General features: G+C 73.9%; 15 protein-coding genes. 4 read left to right on the top strand and 11 right to left on the bottom strand.

Annotated elements, in window-relative coordinates; genetic code table 11:
• Window positions 1–162: 162 nt before the first annotated feature.
• The 4 genes from ACZ6KF_RS07860 to ACZ6KF_RS07845 all read right to left on the bottom strand — a co-directional run bounded on the left by ACZ6KF_RS07860 (window position 163) and on the right by ACZ6KF_RS07845 (window position 4,626).
• Window positions 163–1,290 (bottom strand): DUF5954 family protein, encoded by a 1,128-nt coding sequence (locus ACZ6KF_RS07860; RefSeq protein ID WP_356627403.1) that lies wholly within the window; start codon window positions 1,288–1,290, stop codon window positions 163–165.
• Window positions 1,291–1,541: 251 nt separating this feature from the next.
• Window positions 1,542–2,531, bottom strand: a complete 990-nt coding sequence (locus ACZ6KF_RS07855) for a malate dehydrogenase (RefSeq protein ID WP_469237717.1) — start codon at window positions 2,529–2,531, stop codon at window positions 1,542–1,544.
• A 696-nt stretch (window positions 2,532–3,227) separates the two neighbouring features.
• A complete protein-coding gene (locus ACZ6KF_RS07850) occupies window positions 3,228–3,650 on the bottom strand; it encodes a DUF3017 domain-containing protein (RefSeq protein WP_469237880.1) in 423 nt (140 codons plus the stop codon).
• A gap of 121 nt (window positions 3,651–3,771) precedes the next feature.
• Window positions 3,772–4,626 carry a bifunctional methylenetetrahydrofolate dehydrogenase/methenyltetrahydrofolate cyclohydrolase gene (locus ACZ6KF_RS07845; protein ID WP_356627405.1) on the bottom strand — a complete coding sequence of 285 codons (855 nt, stop codon included), beginning with the start codon at window positions 4,624–4,626 and terminating at the stop codon, window positions 3,772–3,774.
• A gap of 257 nt (window positions 4,627–4,883) precedes the next feature.
• Here ACZ6KF_RS07845 and ACZ6KF_RS07840 point away from each other — a divergent pair, with 257 nt between their 5' ends.
• Window positions 4,884–5,588, top strand: a complete 705-nt coding sequence (locus ACZ6KF_RS07840; protein ID WP_356627406.1) for an RDD family protein — start codon at window positions 4,884–4,886, stop codon at window positions 5,586–5,588.
• Between the two features lie 138 nt (window positions 5,589–5,726).
• On the opposite strand, the gene purH is transcribed toward ACZ6KF_RS07840, so the two are convergent.
• Together purH and purN are read right to left on the bottom strand one after the other, a co-directional pair.
• Window positions 5,727–7,292 (bottom strand): bifunctional phosphoribosylaminoimidazolecarboxamide formyltransferase/IMP cyclohydrolase, encoded by a 1,566-nt coding sequence (purH, locus tag ACZ6KF_RS07835; protein ID WP_356627407.1) that lies wholly within the window; start codon window positions 7,290–7,292, stop codon window positions 5,727–5,729.
• A complete protein-coding gene (purN, locus tag ACZ6KF_RS07830; protein WP_356627408.1) occupies window positions 7,289–7,918 on the bottom strand; it encodes a phosphoribosylglycinamide formyltransferase in 630 nt (209 codons plus the stop codon). The genes purH and purN overlap by 4 nt, the downstream gene beginning before the upstream one ends.
• A 266-nt stretch (window positions 7,919–8,184) precedes the next feature.
• Here purN and ACZ6KF_RS07825 point away from each other — a divergent pair, with 266 nt between their 5' ends.
• Window positions 8,185–8,985: a hypothetical protein gene (locus ACZ6KF_RS07825; protein WP_469237715.1), complete on the top strand. Its 801-nt coding sequence runs from the start codon at window positions 8,185–8,187 to the stop codon at window positions 8,983–8,985.
• 82 nt (window positions 8,986–9,067) lie between these two features.
• Here ACZ6KF_RS07825 and ACZ6KF_RS07820 read toward each other — a convergent pair whose 3' ends face one another.
• A complete protein-coding gene (locus tag ACZ6KF_RS07820) occupies window positions 9,068–10,693 on the bottom strand; it encodes a cell division protein PerM (RefSeq protein WP_469237878.1) in 1,626 nt (541 codons plus the stop codon).
• Window positions 10,694–10,807: 114 nt separating this feature from the next.
• Between ACZ6KF_RS07820 and ACZ6KF_RS07815 the strand changes: the two genes are divergently transcribed.
• Window positions 10,808–12,085, top strand: coding sequence for a sigma factor-like helix-turn-helix DNA-binding protein (locus tag ACZ6KF_RS07815; RefSeq protein WP_469237713.1), 1,278 nt, complete (start codon window positions 10,808–10,810; stop codon window positions 12,083–12,085).
• Between the two features lie 179 nt (window positions 12,086–12,264).
• On the opposite strand, the gene sucD is transcribed toward ACZ6KF_RS07815, so the two are convergent.
• Both sucD and sucC read right to left on the bottom strand, forming a co-directional pair.
• Window positions 12,265–13,149, bottom strand: a complete 885-nt coding sequence (sucD, locus tag ACZ6KF_RS07810; protein WP_356627412.1) for a succinate--CoA ligase subunit alpha — start codon at window positions 13,147–13,149, stop codon at window positions 12,265–12,267.
• Window positions 13,150–13,177: 28 nt separating this feature from the next.
• Window positions 13,178–14,359, bottom strand: coding sequence for an ADP-forming succinate--CoA ligase subunit beta (sucC, locus tag ACZ6KF_RS07805; protein ID WP_356627413.1), 1,182 nt, complete (start codon window positions 14,357–14,359; stop codon window positions 13,178–13,180).
• 602 nt (window positions 14,360–14,961) lie between these two features.
• Here sucC and ACZ6KF_RS07800 point away from each other — a divergent pair.
• Window positions 14,962–15,117 (top strand): hypothetical protein, encoded by a 156-nt coding sequence (locus ACZ6KF_RS07800; protein WP_469237712.1) that lies wholly within the window; start codon window positions 14,962–14,964, stop codon window positions 15,115–15,117.
• Between the two features lie 684 nt (window positions 15,118–15,801).
• Here ACZ6KF_RS07800 and ACZ6KF_RS07795 read toward each other — a convergent pair.
• Together ACZ6KF_RS07795 and ACZ6KF_RS07790 are read right to left on the bottom strand one after the other, a co-directional pair.
• Complete coding sequence (locus tag ACZ6KF_RS07795) at window positions 15,802–15,996, bottom strand: hypothetical protein (RefSeq protein ID WP_469157497.1); 195 nt, start codon at window positions 15,994–15,996, stop codon at window positions 15,802–15,804.
• Between the two features lie 62 nt (window positions 15,997–16,058).
• Window positions 16,059–17,222: a VWA domain-containing protein gene (locus tag ACZ6KF_RS07790; protein ID WP_469237709.1), complete on the bottom strand. Its 1,164-nt coding sequence runs from the start codon at window positions 17,220–17,222 to the stop codon at window positions 16,059–16,061.
• Between the last annotated feature and the right edge of the window lie 90 nt (window positions 17,223–17,312).

Raw genomic sequence — 17,312 nt, 5'->3', positions numbered from 1 at the left:
TGCCTCCGCTGCGGGCGGCGTGACGGCGGGGCGCGCCAAGGGCTGCGTTGCCGGCCGCACCGCGAGGCGCGCCGAGGGCTGCTGTGGAGGCAGCACTGCTGGGCGCGCCACGGGCTCATCGGGGGCAGCTCCGCGGGCGCGCACCCGCGGGCGCGCGCCCGGTCACTGCGAGCGGCGTTCGCCGCCCCGCTGTTCGCGCAGTCTGCTGCGCCGCTGCTCCTCGGCCTCCACCAGGCGCATGAACTCCTGTGTGCGCTCGTCCAGTACCAGCGGTTCGTCCTCCTCCTGCCACAGCCCTTCCTCCTTGAGCTGCCGGGTCTGCACCTCGCAGGGCGGATCGGGGTCGAAGTCGGAGGGGCGGGGTCCCTCGGGGCCGTCGGGGCCGACGCGGACGAGGCGTTCGATGCGGGTGATGCGGTAGCGGACGCCGTCGACGGTGAGGACGTTGGCGCGGGTGGCGTCGAGGCGGTCGGCGAGCCGGGCGTACTCCGCGCGCCGCTCGTCGTCCAGACGGAGCGTGAAGGGCGCCATCACACGCAGCCAGTGGGCGAGGGAGTCCCGGGCGCCCTGCGGAGTGGCGTGGGCCGCGCCAGGGGCGAAGGAGGTCCAACGGCCCTCGGACCGCTCGGAGATCATGAACACGGCCGGCAGCAGCACCCCTCCGGGATACTCCAGCCTCGCCCGCCGCGCGTCCTCGGCGATCTCCGGCGGCGCGTCGGGCGAGGCCCCGGTGAACTCCAGCAGCTGCAGCTTCAGCAGGCCCGCCGACATCCCCGTACCGGTGTACGGGTCGACCACGAACCCTTCGGTGCGCGGACCCAGCCGGTAGGCCTCCCCCACCTGCGCCGTGTCCGGGTCGGACGGCCGGGGCGGCTCGGGGCCCCCGGCGCCCATGCGCAGGAACCGGCAGGCTCGGACGATCCGGAAGCGCTCGCCCCGCACCCGGACCTCGTCGACGACCTCCCGGTCCATCCGCCGGGCCGCCGCCATCCACTTGCGCCGCGCCTGTTCGTCACCGGAGTCCTCGGCGCCCTTCGCCCGCAGCCGGAAGAACGACCCCAGCGAGTCGCGGGCGCCCTGCGGCGTGTCGGTGCCGTTGCTCAGCAGCTCCCAGCCGCCCGTCTCGCACTCACGGGCGTAGAAGAACTCCGCCAGCCCCAGGCCCATCAGATCCGGATACCGTTGCGCCGCCTCCCACGCCTCCTGCTCCGCGAAGGCCGCGAGCGGCCCGTCCTGCGCGGTGACCCGGATGGTCAGATACGACGGCACGCCGTCTCGGTAATCACTCACACACGCACCGTGCCCACCCGGGCGTACGGGTAGACCTGTCGATCACAGGTACGGACGCCGCCGGCTCACGGCTGCTCATTCGCGCCTCCCTGGGGGGTGTGCGCTCACGCCGCCTCACGGGTACGTGCTCACACGCTCCCCCGCGGGTCCGCGCTCACGACCGCCCACGGGTCCGCCGCACGCCGTGCGCGCGCCGGCCCCCGGGCGGCCGAGGCCGCCCGGGGGCCGGGGACGAACCAGGTGCGCGGGACTCAGATGAGGCCGAGGCCGCGGACCGCCTCGCGCTCCTCCTCGAGCTCCTTCACGGACGCGTCGATGCGGGCGCGGGAGAACTCGTTGATCTCCAGGCCCTGGACGATCTCGTACTTGCCGTCCTTGCAGGTGACCGGGAAGGAGGAGATGAGGCCCTCGGGGACGCCGTAGGAGCCGTCCGACGGGATGCCCATGGAGACCCAGTCGCCCTCGGGGGTGCCGTTGACCCAGGAGTAGACGTGGTCGACGGCGGCGTTGGCGGCGGAGGCGGCCGAGGAGGCGCCACGGGCCTCGATGATGGCGGCGCCGCGCTTGGCGACGGTCGGGATGAAGTCGTCGGCGAGCCACCTCTCGTCGTTGACGACCTCGGCGGCGTTCTTGCCGGCGACCGTGGCGTGGAAGATGTCCGGGTACTGGGTGGCGGAGTGGTTGCCCCAGATCGTGAGCTTCCTGATCTCGGAGACCGGGGTGCCCGTCTTCTTCGACAGCTGGGTCAGCGCGCGGTTGTGGTCCAGGCGGGTCATCGCGGTGAAGCGCTCCGCGGGGACGTCCGGGGCGGCGGCCTGCGCGATGAGGGCGTTGGTGTTGGCCGGGTTGCCGACGACCAGGACGCGGATGTCGTCCGCGGCGTGAGCGTTGATGGCCTGGCCCTGCGGCTTGAAGATGCCGCCGTTGGCCTCCAGGAGGTCGCCGCGCTCCATGCCCTTGGTGCGGGGGCGGGCGCCGACGAGGAGGGCGACGTTGGCGCCGTCGAAGGCCACGTTCGGGTCGTCGCTGATCTCGATGCCCTGGAGCAGCGGGAACGCGCAGTCGTCCAGCTCCATGGCCGTGCCCTCGGCGGCCTTCAGGGCCGGCGTGATCTCGAGGAGGCGGAGCTTGACCGGCACGTCCGCGCCGAGCAGCTGGCCGGAGGCGATGCGGAAGAGCAGGGCGTAACCGATCTGGCCGGCCGCGCCGGTGACGGTGACGTTCACGGGAGTGCGGGTCATGGCGTTCTCCGTATGACAGCTGGCGGTGGGGCGTCCCTGCCCCGGGGGTCCGGATGATCGATCTCTTGGCGTCAAGAGAGATCAGCGGTCAATCTATCGCGCATCCGGCAGGCGGGACGTCCGGGTCCGTGTGGCCCGGCCCACAGCCGCCCGTACGGCGGCCGGGGCGTGGGCGACGGCGGCGGGCGGGGGCCGGGGGCCGGGGCCGCGGATGTCGGGGGACGCGCCCTGCACGACCGGGGAAGGCTGCGGAGGCCGGCCCGCGGTCCACGGACGCCGGCCCGCATGTGACGGCCCACGAGTGACGGCCGGCAAGTGACGGCCCGCATGTGACGGCAGGAAAAGGCGGCCGCCCGTTCGGAGGGGGAGAACCGGGCGGCCGCCGAGGGGGTACCGGATCGCCGGACTCCCGTGGGGGTACTGTCCGCCTGCCCAGCTTCCCGGGCGTCATGCCTGTTGCCCGTTCCCGACTGCCGTGTCCCCGGGCCTCACGCCCGTTTCCCGTTCCCGCTGCCGGTCCCGCGTGTCACACCTGCGATTTTCTTGGCGGAATGGTCACTTCCGTGCCACAGCGCACGGACAGGCGTTGAACTGGTCCTGTCAGGTGCGGAAGTTTGGAGCCCGGCGGCGGTCCGTCCCTTTCGGGGGATAGGGACGGCCCGTCGCCCTTCGGGCCGTCAGGTGCTCACGGTGCCGTCAGGTGCTCACGGTGAAGTGCAGCGTGTCCTTGAGGAACGGGATCTCCAGCCAGGGGTCCGGCTGGACCATCATCGCCAGCAGCACGATCACCAGGCCCAGGACGCCGTACGTGGCGATGTCCGTGAAGCGGGAGCGCACCGCGAGCATGCCGACGCCGGGCAGCAGCCAGCGCAGTACGGCGCCGGCCAGCAGCGCGACGCCGACCAGCATCGTCCCGATCCGGAACAGGTCGAGCGCCGTCAGCAGCAGGCCCAGTCCGACCAGGGCCAGCACCGCGAGCATCGGCCACTGGCGGGCCGGAGCGGGCGCGTCGCCGGAGGCCGCCCGGCCGCCGCCTTCCGGGCGCGCGGTGTCCCGCGTGAACAGCGGGAACCTCCGGGTCACCCGCCGGGGCCGCCCCTCGGAGTCCGGCGCGCTGATCGCGTCCCGGACGACCGGCTCGGCGGGGGCGTCGGCGCCGGATTCGACGTGGGCCTCGCTCCTTGTCGGCGCATCACCGTGCGTATCGGTGGCCGCCCGGCCCCGGCCGTCGTCCTTCTCGTCAGCGGACACCGCGCTCAGCCGCCTCGACGACGTTGACGAGCAGCTGGGCCCGCGTCATCGGGCCGACGCCGCCGGGGTTCGGGGAGATCCAGCCGGCGACCTCGGCGACGCCGGGGTGGACGTCGCCCACGATCTTGCCGTCGGCGCCGCGCGAGACGCCGACGTCGAGGACGGCCGCGCCCGGCTTGACGTCCTCGGGGCGGATCAGGTGCGCGGAACCGGCGGCGGCGACGATGATGTCCGCCCGCCGCAGATGGGCCGACAGGTCCCGGGTGCCGGTGTGGCACTGGGTCACCGTGGCGTTCTCGCTGCGCCGGGTCAGCAGCAGCGGCATCGGACGGCCGATGGTCACACCGCGGCCGACGACCACGACCTCGGCACCCTTGATCTCGACGCCGTAGCGGCGCAGCAGGGTGAGCACGCCGTTGGGGGTGCAGGGCAGGGGCGCGGGCTCGTTGAGCACCAGCCGGCCGAGGTTCATCGGGTGCAGGCCGTCGGCGTCCTTGTCCGGGTCCATGAGCTCCAGGATCCGGTTCTCGTCGATGCCCTTGGGCAGCGGCAGCTGGACGATGTAACCGGTGCAGGCCGGGTCCTCGTTCAGCTCGCGGACGACCGCCTCGATCTCGTCCTGCGTGGCGGTGGCGGGCAGTTCGCGCTGGATGGAGGCGATGCCCACCTGGGCGCAGTCGCGGTGCTTGCCCGCGACGTACTTCTGGCTGCCGGGGTCGTCCCCGACGAGGATGGTGCCGAGGCCGGGCGTGACGCCCTTCTCCTTCAGCGCCGCCACGCGGGCGGTCAGATCGGACTTGATCGCGGCTGCGGTGGCCTTGCCATCGAGAATCTGGGCGGTCATGCCCCCCATCCTCCCGGATGACCCGGTCCGGGTTCCAATCCGGGTCGCGATCCGGGTGCCGGGCCCGCCGCGCCCATGATCAGCCAGGTTGCACTTGCACAACACCCCGCCGGCCCGACTGGACAAGCGCGAGTCCGCTGAAGAACGATGGCCGCGCAGTACCGCGGCTCATGTTCGGGGGGCATACCGCACAGCTCGTGACGTTCCTCCGCGCAATTCCGCGTCGTCCCCGCCTTTGCACCGGAGGAGAATCGGTCATGAGTTTCGGCTCGCCCAACAATCCGTACGGACAGCCGCAGAACCCGGGGCCCTACGGTCAGCCCCAGCAGCCCCAGCAGCCGTACGGCCAGCCCCAGCAGCCCGGTTACGGCTACCCGCAGGCCCCGGGCATCCCGTCGCAGGACGCCTACGGCTACCCGCAGGGCCAGCCCGCCTACCCGCAGACCCCCGGCGGCTACCCCGGCGACCCGGCCGGACCGCGCGTCGCGTCGATGGGCCGCCGCTTCGGCGCCCGTCTGATCGACAGCGTCGCCTTCTTCGTCATCTACCTCATCCTCGGCTTCGCCGGGGTGGCGGGCACGATCGGCGCCGCCGAGGAGTGCGACCCGAGCGCCGCCGACTACAACAGCTGCATGGAGGACGCCGGTTCCGGCATCGCGGCCGGCATGTTCGCCGCGATCGGCGTGATGGCGGTCGTGGGTCTGCTCTACGAGTGGCTGATGACCGGTCTGGTCGGCGCCACCCTCGGCAAGCTCGCCGTCGGCATCCGCGTGGTGAAGGTCGACACCGGCCAGAAGCCCGGCCTGGGCTCGTCGTTCATCCGCTGGATCATCCCGATCGTCGGCAGCTTCGCCTGCGGCATCGGCCAGCTCCTGGTGTACCTGTCGCCGTTCTGGGACAAGTCGGGCCGCCAGCAGGGGTGGCACGACAAGGCCGCGAGCACGATGGTCGTCCAGAACTGACCGGCCGCAGCACAGGGTCCGCCCTCATCGGCCGCGCGGGCCGTGTCCCACCCCGTAGGACCGGGGGGACACGGCCCGCCTGCGTTCCCGCCCCCGCCGGACCGGAGGGGACGGAGCGCTCGGACGACGTGGGGATCGTCAGTGGAAGAAGTGCCGCGTCCCCGTGAAGTACATCGTCACGCCCGCCTTCTTCGCCGCCTCCACGACCAGCTCGTCGCGCACCGAACCGCCCGGCTGCGCCACGGCCTTCACGCCGGCCGCGGTGAGGATCTCCAGCCCGTCCGGGAAGGGGAAGAACGCGTCGGAGGCCGCGTACGAGCCCTGGGCGCGCTCGGCGCCGGCCCGCTCGACCGCCAGCTTCGCGGAGTCGACCCGGTTGACCTGGCCCATGCCGACGCCGACCGAGGCGCCGTCCTTGGCGAGGAGGATGGCGTTGGACTTCACGGCCCGGCAGGCCTTCCAGGCGAAGGCCAGCTCGCGCAGTTCCTCGGGCCCGAGCGGCTCGCCGGTCGCGAGGGTCCAGTTGGCCGGGTCGTCGCCGTCGGCCTGGAGGCGGTCGGTGACCTGCAGCAGCGCGCCGCCGTCGACGGGCTTGACCTCGACGGGGGCGGAGGGTGCGTCGGGGCAGCGCAGCACGCGGATGTTCTTCTTCTTGGCGAGGGCCTCCAGCGCGCCGTCCTCGTAGTCGGGCGCGACGATGACCTCGGTGAAGATCTCGGCGACCTGCTCCGCCATCTCCTTGCTGACCGGCCGGTTCACGGCGATCACGCCGCCGAACGCGGACAGTGGGTCGCAGGCGTGCGCCTTGCGGTGCGCCTCGGCGACGTCGGCGCCGATCGCGATGCCGCACGGGTTGGCGTGCTTGATGATCGCGACGCAGGGCTCGTCGTGGTCGTACGCGGCACGGCGGGCGGCGTCCGTGTCGGTGTAGTTGTTGTACGACATCTCCTTGCCGTGCAGCTGCTCGGCCTCGGCGAGGCCGCCTCCCGTGCCGGAGACGTAGAGGGCGGCGGGCTGGTGCGGGTTCTCGCCGTAGCGCAGGGTGTTCTTGCGCTCCCAGGTGGCGCCCAGGAAGTCGGGGAACTGCGAGTCGTCCACGGGGGCGTAGGCGGAGGCGAACCAGGAGGCCACGGCCACGTCGTAGGCGGCGGTGTGCTGGAAGGCCTCGGCGGCGAGCCGCTTGCGGGTGGCGAGGTCGAAGCCGCCGTCCCGCACCGCGGCCAGCACGTCGCCGTAGCGGGCGGGGCTGGTGACGACGGCGACGGAGGGGTGGTTCTTGGCGGCGGCGCGCACCATGGAGGGGCCGCCGATGTCGATCTGCTCGACGCACTCGTCGGGCGTGGCGCCGGAGGCCACGGTCTCGCGGAACGGGTAGAGGTTCACGACGACGAGGTCGAACGGCTCCACGCCCAGCTCGGCGAGCTGCCGCTGGTGGTCCTCCAGGCGCAGGTCGGCGAGGATGCCCGCGTGCACCCGGGGGTGCAGGGTCTTGACCCGGCCGTCCAGGCACTCGGGGAAGCCGGTCAGCTCCTCGACCTTGGTGACGGGGACGCCGGCGTCGGCGATGCGAGAGGCGGTGGACCCGGTGGAGACGAGGGCCACGCCCGCCTCGTGCAGGCCGCGGGCCAGCTCTTCCAGGCCGGTCTTGTCGTAGACGCTGACGAGCGCCCGTCGAATGGCCCGCTTGTTGCTCTCGGCGGTCACTGGATAACTACCTTTCGTCCCTCAATGCGATAGCCGTTGCGGGCCAGCAGCCCCACGACCTCGACGAGCAGCCTTCGCTCGACTTCCTTGATGCGCTCGTGCAGAGCGCTCTCGTCGTCCTCGTCCCGGACCTCCACCACGCCCTGCGCGATGATCGGCCCGGTGTCGACGCCGTCGTCGACGAAGTGGACGGTGCAGCCGGTGACCTTGGCGCCGTACGCGAGCGCGTCGCGGACGCCGTGGGCGCCGGGGAAACTGGGCAGCAGCGCGGGGTGGGTGTTGACGAACCGCCCGCCGAACCGGGCGAGGAACTCCTTGCCCACGATCTTCATGAACCCCGCGGAGACGACGAGGTCCGGCTCGTGGGCGGCGACCGCCTCGGCGAGCGCCGCGTCCCACTCCTCGCGCGTCCCGTGGTCCTTCACCCGCACCACGAAGGTGGGCAGCCCCGCCCGCTCGGCCCGCGCGAGCCCCTCGATGCCCTCGCGGTCGGCTCCGACGGCCACGACCTCGGCGCCGTACGCCTCGGGGCCGGTGGCGGCGATCTCGTCGAGCAGCGCCTGGAGGTTCGTACCGGATCCGGAGACCAGGACGACGAGGCGCTTGGCCACGGGCTTGGCGGCCACGGTGGGGCCCTTTCTCGGGGAAGCGTTTTGTATGGTCGTACGAACGCTTCGCGCCCCCGGATACGGGGAAGCCTACGAAGCGGCCGACCGTCAGCAACGATACCGGCACACCCGGCGGCCCCCACGGGACGGGGGCGTGGCCGGAAGGTAGCGTCTGGGAGGAGCCGGCTCGGGAACGCTGCCGTGGTGCTGCGCGTTCCCCGGGTGACGGCTCGCGCCAGATCAGCCGTACGCAGTCGTATTCACTAGGGGAAGACGCTCACTTGATGCCGGACCGGAGCCTGCGACTCCTCACGTTCCCCCCGCTGACCGCACCGGGGAGGGAGCGCAGCGGCGTGCTGCTGCGGGAGCGCCCCGCCTCGCCTCCCGACGCGCCCGGCGGCCGGCGCGGCGGCGAGGGGCAGGAGGACAACCCGTTCGCCCCGCCGCCCGAGGGCGCCCCGGACCGCCCCTGGCAGCCGCGCCGCCCCGAGGGCGACGACTCCCAGGGCGGTGACGGCGAGGGCCGGCGACCGCGGTGGGGCAGCCAGTGGAGCGACCGGCAGCCCGGCCGTTCCTCGGGCGGGTTCGGCGAGCGCCCCGGCGGCGCCCCGGACGGCCAGGGCGGCGGCCCGGCCCCCGGCCCGCGCTGGGACCCGAAGGACCCGGCGCAGCGCCGCGCGCGCTATGCGCTGCTGTCCGGCATGTGGGCCTTCTTCTTCGCCCTCTTCAGCTGGTCGTACGTGGCGCTGCTGCTCGGCGCGCTCGCGCTGTACTGGGGCGTGAGCGCCCTGCGCACCAAGCCCCGCACGCCGGCCCCGGACGCCCCCGCGGCCCCGGCCACCCCGGCCGCCCCCGCTGCGCAGGCCGCCCGCCCGCAGCGGACCGCCGCGACGACCGGCCTGGTCACGGCGTCCCTGGCGCTCGCCGTGGTCGCCGCGTCGTTCGGGCTGCGGCTCGCCTACGACGACTACTACACCTGCACGAGCGACGCCCTCACCGGCCAGGCCAGGGAGGCCTGCGTGGAGCACCTGCCGGAGGACATGCCGGAGTACCTGAAGGAGATGATGGGGGCGACGGAGGGCTGACGGGCCGGTTCCCGTTCTCGGCGGTGGTGTGCCGGCAGGCTCCTCGGGCATCGGGCGTCTCGGGCATCGGACCTCTCGGGCATCAGGCCTCCTCGGACGTGGGCGGATTCGAAGGCCCGGGCGGTTCGGCCGGTGGCGCGGGTGCGGGGGCGGCCGGCGGCGGTTCGTCGGCGGACGTGGGCGGCTTCGGCGGACTGGCGGCCGGTGGGGCCGGGGGTGGGGCTGATGGGGCCGGCGGGGCCGGTACGGGGTTCGACGAGTGGCTCGGGGCGCAGTTCGGCACGAGGTCCAGGGCGAGGCCCGGGACCGGATCCGCGGGCAGCAGGTCGTAGCGGTCGCCCGCCAGGGGCCGGGGGGTGCGGGGCGGCGGCGTCGGCGTCGGCAGCGTCCTGGGCGTCTTCCTCCTGCGCGGGCGGCGGGGGCCGAGGCCCGCGGCCACGGCGTTCCGGCCGCCGCGCAGCACCTGTGCCGTGACTGCGACGGGGACCGCCGCCGCCACCGTCCACACCAGCGCCGCCGCACCGACCTGCCACCACACCGGGCCGAACCGCGACAGCGCCCCGTTGCCGAGCGGCCCGCCCGCCAGCCCCGCCAGCACCGCCAGCGCCGCCGCGCACAGCACCGCCGCCATCCCGGCCACGCCCGCCGTCCGCACCGGCGACCGCTCGCGGCCCCGCGCCACGAACCACCCCACCGTCACCCCGGCCGCCACCGGCACCACGCCCGCCGCCCAGTTCAGCGGCCCGCCGGGCCCTTCCTGCGGCACCGCCGCCAGCAACGGGAACGGCGGCAGCAGCGACGCCGGATCGGACGCCCCCGGCGCCACCACGTGTCCCGCGCCGAGCGCGAACCCCGGCCCCAGCGCGTACGCCGCGGCCCATACCGCCGCGTTCGGCACCAGCGCCACGCACAGCAGCAGCACCGCGAACCGCCCCGACCACCCCTGCGCCAGCTGCCCGAAGGCATCGCGCACCGCCTCGCCGTGCCACACGAGTGACGACGCCACCAGCACCGCCCCGCCCCCGACGTGCACCGCGGCCCCGGCGCCCGCCGCCCGTACCGCGCAGTCCAGCCGCGCCCGCCCGGCCGCGCCGCGCAGCAGCCGCCGCACCACGCCCGGCAGCAGCGCCACCACACCGTCCACGGGCTCGCGGGGGCGGCCGTACGCCGTCCAGACCCCCACGCCCCCGGCCACCGCGGCGGCCAGCGGCAGGCACAGGCACGTCCAGGGCCAGGACGGCCGCAGGAACCCGCCCGCCGCGTACCCCGCGGCGGCGGCGCCGACCGTGAGGTAGCCCAGCACCACTCCCGCCCACGCCGTGCGCGCGCTCACCACGGTCCGCCCGTCCAGCCCGTCCACGGCGTCCCGTCCCGCCCGGTGCAGCAGCCACACCGGCAGCGCGAGCAGCAGCAGCGGGGCGACGCCCACGGGGGCGGGCACGCCGGAGAGGGTGTCGGCGCGGACGAGTTCGACGCCGTGCGCCGCCAGCCACAGCGCGGCGGCGACGTGCAGCGCTCCCCCGGGCCCGCTGTCCGGGTAGGGCGAGCTGATCCACAGCACGATCACCAGCACCGCGAACGAGCCGAGCCCCAGCCCTGCGGCGACCGCCCCGCCCAGGAGGCCGGCGGCCACCCCGGGCGAGCGGCCGCGCAGCCTGGCGCGCAGCCGGCCGAGCAGGAGCGACAACGGTGAACGGCGGGGGGTCATCAGGGTCACGACGGCCATGGTCCCAACGACACGCGCTTTTCCGGTGTAACGGGCGAACCTCCGATGTGTCGCTCAATATATGTTTATGCGCATTTTCGTACGAAAGGGTGCCCGGTGAAGCAGAGCCCCGCGACCCCGCTCCCCCCTCCCAAGGAGCGCCGACGTCTGCGCGAGCGAAGCGGACTGACGCAGGCTCAGCTCGCGCAGCGCCTCGGCGTGCCCCGCGAGACGGTGCGGGCGTGGGAGTCCGGCCGTACGACTCCGCGGGGCCGCAAACGCGAGGCGTACGCGGCCCTGCTGACCACTCCGCCGGAGGATGTGGCGGCTGCCGCGCAAGCTCCCTCCGCCGAGGCGGAGGTGACACCGGGTCACCGGTCGTCCGAAACCGCCGGCGTCGGGGCGGAAACGGCCGTGGCCGCATCGGACGCGCAGCCCGAACCACAGCCCGAACCACAGCTTGATCCACAGCCCGAAACACAGCTCGAACAGGACCCGGAACCGGCTCCGGGCCCGGACACGCCGTCGGAACCGGCCCCCGCCGACGACGACACCGGCCCCCTCCCGGTCGTCGCCGTCCCCCTCGCCGGGCCGCCCCCGCAGACGCCCGCCCAGGCCTTCGACGCCCTCTACGCCTTCTGCGCGCCCGCCCTCGTCCGCCAGGCTTATCTGCTCACCGGCCGGCGCGAACTCGCCCGCGAGTCCGTGGAGCGGGCCTTCCAGCTGGCCTGGCAGCGCTGGCCGGAGGTGGCCGTCGACCGGGACCCTGCGGGCTGGGTGCGGGCGGCGGCCTACGAGTACGCCCTCTCCCCCTGGCACCGGCTCCGCCCCCGCCACCGGCATCCGGAGGCGCCGCCCGCCGACCCGGCCGACCGCGCGCTGCTGAACGTCCTGCTGACCCTCCCGCCCTCCTACCGCCGCACGCTGCTGCTGCACGACGGCGTCGGCCTGGGCCTGCCCGAGACCGCGGCGGAGACGGAGGCGAGCACGCGCGCCGCGGCGAGCCGGCTGCTGCACGCGCGCGAGGAGGTCGCCGCCCGGCTGCCGGACCTGTCCGACCCGGCCGAGCTGAACCGGCGGCTGGCCGGGCTGGCCGCCACGGAGCGGCTGCGGGCGCCCAAGCCGTACGCGGTGCGCGGCGGCAGCGAGCGCAGGGCGCAGTTCTGGACGCGGGCCGCCATCGCCTTCACCGTCGCCCTGATCGGCGCGACGGCGCTGACGCTGCTGACGGCTCCGACGCGGTACGAGCCGCCGGTGCCGCCCGGCGAGACGGTCCGCGGGGTGCCACCGCGCGCCGCGCCCGGCCCGCTGTCGCAGGAGCAGGCGGCGCTGCGGGCCAAGCTGCGCGAGGAGGCCGTGAACGGGCCGGGGCGGCTGGTGCCCGACCCCCGCTGAGCCGGGCGCGTGGAGGAGGGCCGATCCGTCGCGCGGAGGGGAGGGGACGCGGAAGGGCCCGCACCCGGCGACGGGTGCGGGCCCTTCCGGCGCTGCTCGCCCTGACGCGCGTCACCGCGGGGTGCGCGCGACGCGGACGCTGCCGGCGGTGCGGGCGGCGGGGCGGGCGGCGGGGCGGTTCAGCCGGCGAGGATCTCGCGCGCCAGCTTGGCCGTCTCGGTCGGGGTCTTGCCGACCTTGACGCCGGCGGCCTCGAGGGCCTCCTTCTTCGCCTGGGCGGTGCCGGACGAGCCGGAGACGATGGCGCCGGCGTGACCCATGGTCTTGCCCTCCGGGGCGGTGAAGCCCGCGACGTAGCCGACGACCGGCTTGGTCACGTTCTTCGCGATGAAGTCCGCGGCCCGCTCCTCGGCGTCGCCGCCGATCTCGCCGATCATGACGATCAGGTCGGTGTCGGGGTCGGCCTCGAACGCGGCGAGCGCGTCGATGTGCGTGGTGCCGATGATCGGGTCGCCACCGATGCCGACGGCCGTCGAGAAGCCGATGTCCCGCAGCTCGTACATCATCTGGTACGTCAGCGTGCCGGACTTCGACACCAGGCCGATGCGGCCCGGCTTGGTGATGTCGCCCGGGATGATGCCGACGTTCGAGCCGCCCGGCGTGATGATGCCGGGGCAGTTCGGGCCGATGATCCGGGTCTTGTTGCCCTTCTTGCCGGCGTACGCCCAGAAGGCGGCCGAGTCGTGCACGGCGATGCCCTCGGTGATCACGACGGCCAGCGGGATCTCGGCGTCGATCGCCTCGACGACCGCGTCCTTGGTGAACTTCTCCGGCACGAAGATCACGGTGACGTTGGCGCCGGTCTTCTCGATGGCCTCCTTGACGGTGCCGAAGACCGGTACCTCGGTGCCGTCGAAGTCCACGGTCTGCCCCGCCTTGCGCGGGTTCACGCCGCCCACGACGTTGGTGCCGTCGCCGAGCATGAGCTTGGTGTGCTTCATGCCCGTGGCGCCCGTCATGCCCTGGACGATGACCTTGCTGTCCTTGTTGAGCCAGATAGACATGGTGTGTGGATGTCCTCGTCCTCGGTGCTTACTTGGCGGCTGCGGCGAGCTCGGCGGCCTTGTCGGCCGCACCGTCCATGGTGTCGACGCGCTGCACCAGCGGGTGGTTGGCGTCGGTGAGGATCTGCCGGCCCAGCTCGGCGTTGTTGCCGTCGAGACGGACGACCAGCGGCTTGGTGACCTCTTCGCCGCGGTCCTCCAGCAGCTTCAGCGCCTGGACGATGCCGTTGGCGACCTCGTCGCAGGCGGTGATGCCGCCGAAGACGTTGACGAAGACGGACTTGACGTCCGGGTCGCCGAGGATGATCTCCAGGCCGTTCGCCATCACCTGGGCGGAGGCGCCGCCGCCGATGTCCAGGAAGTTGGCGGGCTTGACGTTGCCGTGCTTCTCACCGGCGTACGCGACGACGTCCAGGGTGCTCATCACGAGACCGGCGCCGTTGCCGATGATGCCGACCTCGCCGTCGAGCTTGACGTAGTTGAGGTTCTTCTCCTTGGCGGCGGCCTCGAGCGGGTTGGCCGCGGCCTTGTCGTGGAGCTCCTCGAAGTCGGGGTGACGGAACTCGGCGTTGTCGTCCAGCGACACCTTGCCGTCGAGGGCGATGACCTCGCCGGAGGCGACCTTGGCCAGCGGGTTCACCTCGACCAGGAGGGCGTCCTCCTTGATGAAGACGTCCCACAGCTTCACCAGCACGTCGGCGACCTTGTCGGCGACCTCGGCCGGGAACTTGGCGGCCTCGACGATCTCGCGGGCCTTCTCGGGGGTCACGCCGTCGATGGCGTCCACCGGCGTCTTGGCGACGGCCTCCGGACGGGTGGCCGCCACCTCCTCGATGTCCATGCCGCCCTCGACCGAGGCGATGGAGAGGAACGTGCGGTTGGCACGGTCGAGGAGGAAGGAGACGTAGTACTCCTCGACGATCTCCGGGGCGGTCTCGGCGATCATCACCTTGTGGACCGTGTGGCCCTTGATGTCCATCCCGAGGATGTCCGTCGCGCGGGCGACGGCCTCGTCCGGGGTGGCGGCCAGCTTCACGCCGCCCGCCTTGCCGCGACCACCGACCTTCACCTGCGCCTTGACGACGGACTTGCCGCCCAGACGCTCGGTGATCTCGCGCGCCGCCTCAGGCGTGTCGATGACTTCACCGGCCAGCACCGGTACATCGTGCTTGGCGAAGAGGTCCCTCGCCTGGTACTCGAACAGGTCCACGCGCTTCCGTCCCTATCAGTGATCTCGCGGTTCGTTGGATGCGTGGGCGTGCCGCGAAGGGCAACGTGACGACCGCATGTGTCACAAGGGAAGCGCACACGGTGTCCGAGCGCGCGGCATGTCCGTCTCGCAGGTTATCGCCGCTTGCGGAGGGTCTCTAAATCGCGGGTCACGCCTGAGCGGTGATACCTGTCACATGATGCCGGACTCACCGGCACCCAGTGCCGCGGTGAGGACTCCGACATCGGCCGTTCTCCGCCCTGTCACAGGCCGGGGCAGGACCTCACCGGGCTGGCGCACGCCCGGTGAGGTCCCTCTCACCACCCCGGGGAAGCGCGTGGGCGCTCCCGTGCGGGGCCCGGCCCCGGCGGCTCCCACCCCAATGGGGCCGCCGGACCCCGGCCGCAGGTTCCGCCCGGCCGAGCCGACGGCTTTCGGCCGACCGGGCGGGGGCTGCGGGGGTGAGTGGGGGGTGGGGGTGGGAGTGGGGGTGAAGGCCGACAGGGATGGGGTGGGGTGGGGTGGGTTGCCGCCCACCGGGGGCGGCCGGGATCCACCGTGATCCTCCGTGATCGGCCGGGTGGGTCGGTCGGCTACACGGTGTGGGTGACGGAGGCCGCGTCCGCGGCGACGCCCTCGACGAGGGTCCCGGCGCCGCCCGCGACGCCGCGCGCGAACGGGTGGCCGTCTCACCGGTGACGCCGTGGACGAAGGGGGACGCCTCAGCCGAGACGCCCTCGGCGAAGCCGCCGGCCTGAGCGGAGACGCCGTGGGCCAGCGTCTCCGTGCTGCCCGGGACGCCGTCCACGAGCGGCCGGACGGTCCCCGTGATGCCGCCCGCCACCGGCTGCACGGCCCCCGTGGCGCCGCCCACGGCCGGCCGCACGGTTCCGGTGACGCCGTACGCGAACGGCGGAACCTCCGTCGCGACGCCCTCGGCGAAGTCCCGGGTCCGGTCGGTCACGCCGTGCGCGAGGGGCGGTACGGCGTCCGTGAAGCCACCCGCGAAGGAACGGACGTCGCCCGCCACGCCGTGCGCCAACCCGGTCACGGCGTCCACGACGGAGTGCGCCCGCGGCGGCAGTACGGCGCCCGTGGGGTCGGCGGTGACCTGACCGGCCAGTCCGGTGGCGTAGGGCGGCACGTCGGCGCAGACGCCGCCCGTGTACGCCGGTACGTCCGCGGCCACGCCGCCCACGACCGGGCGGACGTCGCCGACCACGCCGTCGGCGACCGACGGCACGTCCTGGGCGACACCGCCGAAGACCGGCCGGACGCCGGCGGCCACGCCGTACGCCAACCCGCTCGCGGCGTCCACCGCGTGGGCGGCGGTGCGGCGCCGGCCACCGCGCCGACGGCAACCGGCAAGGCCCCGTGCACCGCGCCGACGGCCACGGGCCGCGCGCCGGACGCCGCGCCGACGGCCACCGATCGCACGCCGGTCACCGCGCGACCGGCACGGGAGCGACGCCGGTCACGGCCCGGTCGGCGACAGGTCCCACGCCGGCCAGGGCCGACGCGGCGACCGGCGGCACGGCGGCCGAGACCGTCTCCTCGGCCGGCGGCGTGGCCCCACCGGCCGCCGACGTCACCGCCCCGGACGCCGAGCCGACCGCGCCCCGCACGTCCCCGTGCACGCCCGCTGCCGTACGCCCCGCGCCCGCCACCGCATGCCGTGCCTCTCCATCGCAGCCCCCCGTCACGCGGTGTCCGGTATCGGCAGCGGCCGCTTCTCGATCGCCGCCGCCATCACCTCCGGGAAGAGGTCGGGCGTGCAGGCGAAGGCCGGCGCGCCGAGCCCGGCGAGCGCCGCCGCGTGCTCCCGGTCGTAGGCGGGCGCCCCCTCGTCCGACAGCGCGAGCAGCGTCACGAACTGCACCCCCGACGCCTTCATCGCCGCCACCCGCTTCAGCATCTCGTTGCGTATCCCCCCTTCGTAGAGGTCGCTGATGAGCACGACCACCGTCTCGGAGGGCCGGGTGATCTGCGACTGGCAGTACGCCAGCGCCCGGTTGATGTCCGTGCCGCCGCCGAGCTGGGTGCCGAAGAGGACGTCGACCGGGTCGTCGAGCTGGTCGGTGAGGTCGACCACCGCCGTGTCGAAGACGACGAGCCGCGTGCTGATGGACCGCATCGACGCCAGCACCGCCCCGAACACCGACGCGTACACCACGGACGCCGCCATCGACCCCGACTGGTCGATGCAGAGGATGACCTCCTTCTTCACCGACTGGGAGGCACGCCCGTAGCCGATGAGCCGCTCCGGCACGATCGTCCGGTACTCGGGCAGATAGTGCTTGAGGTTGGCCGCGATCGTGCGGTTCCAGTCGATGTCGTGGTGGCGGGGCCGGTTGATGCGGGCGCTGCGGTCGAGGGCGCCGGTGAGCGTGGCCCGGGTGCGGGTGGCGAGGCGCTTCTCGAGGTCCTCGACCACCTTGCGCACGACGGCCCGTGCCGTTTCCTTGGTGGTCTCCGGCATCGCCTTGTTCAGCGACAGCAGCGTGCCGACGAGGTGCACGTCCGCCTCCACGGCCTCCAGCATCTCCGGCTCGAGCAGCAGGGCCGACAGCCCCAGCCGGTCGATGGCGTCACGCTGCATCACCTGGACCACCGAGGACGGGAAGTACGTCCGGATGTCCCCGAGCCAGCGCGCCACGGACGGCGCGGAGGCCCCGAGTCCCGCCGAACGGTCCTTGCCCGTACGCCCTTTGTCCGCTCTCCCGTAGAGGGCGGCGAGGGCACCGTCCATCACGGCGTCCCGCCCGCTCAGCGCGCACCCGGTGCCGTCGGCCGAGTCCCCGCCGAGCACCAGCCGCCACCGCCGCAGCCGCTCACCGGCCTCCGCCACGCCCCCGTTCGTCACCACAGCCTCCTCCACGGCCGCCCGGCCGCCCGGCACCGAGCCCGTCACGACCGCCGCTTCCGCAGCCGACCCCGCCACAACCGCCCCTTT

Source organism: Streptomyces sp. NPDC046379 (assembly GCF_055587785.1).
The sequence above is the reverse complement of the archived record's forward strand: the minus strand, read 5'-3'. Positions and strand labels throughout refer to the sequence as shown.

Excerpts from the sequence above, each read along its gene's own strand:
- sucD (WP_356627412.1), bottom strand. The coding sequence starts at position 13,149 with ATGTCTATCTGGCTCAACAAGGACAGCAAGGTCATCGTCCAGGGCATG.
- ACZ6KF_RS07825 (WP_469237715.1), top strand. The coding sequence starts at position 8,185 with ATGCCGGACCGGAGCCTGCGACTCCTCACGTTCCCCCCGCTGACCGCA.
- ACZ6KF_RS07845 (WP_356627405.1), bottom strand. The coding sequence starts at position 4,626 with ATGACCGCCCAGATTCTCGATGGCAAGGCCACCGCAGCCGCGATCAAG.
- ACZ6KF_RS07840 (WP_356627406.1), top strand. The coding sequence starts at position 4,884 with ATGAGTTTCGGCTCGCCCAACAATCCGTACGGACAGCCGCAGAACCCG.
- ACZ6KF_RS07820 (WP_469237878.1), bottom strand. The coding sequence starts at position 10,693 with ATGACCCCCCGCCGTTCACCGTTGTCGCTCCTGCTCGGCCGGCTGCGC.
- ACZ6KF_RS07855 (WP_469237717.1), bottom strand. The coding sequence starts at position 2,531 with ATGACCCGCACTCCCGTGAACGTCACCGTCACCGGCGCGGCCGGCCAG.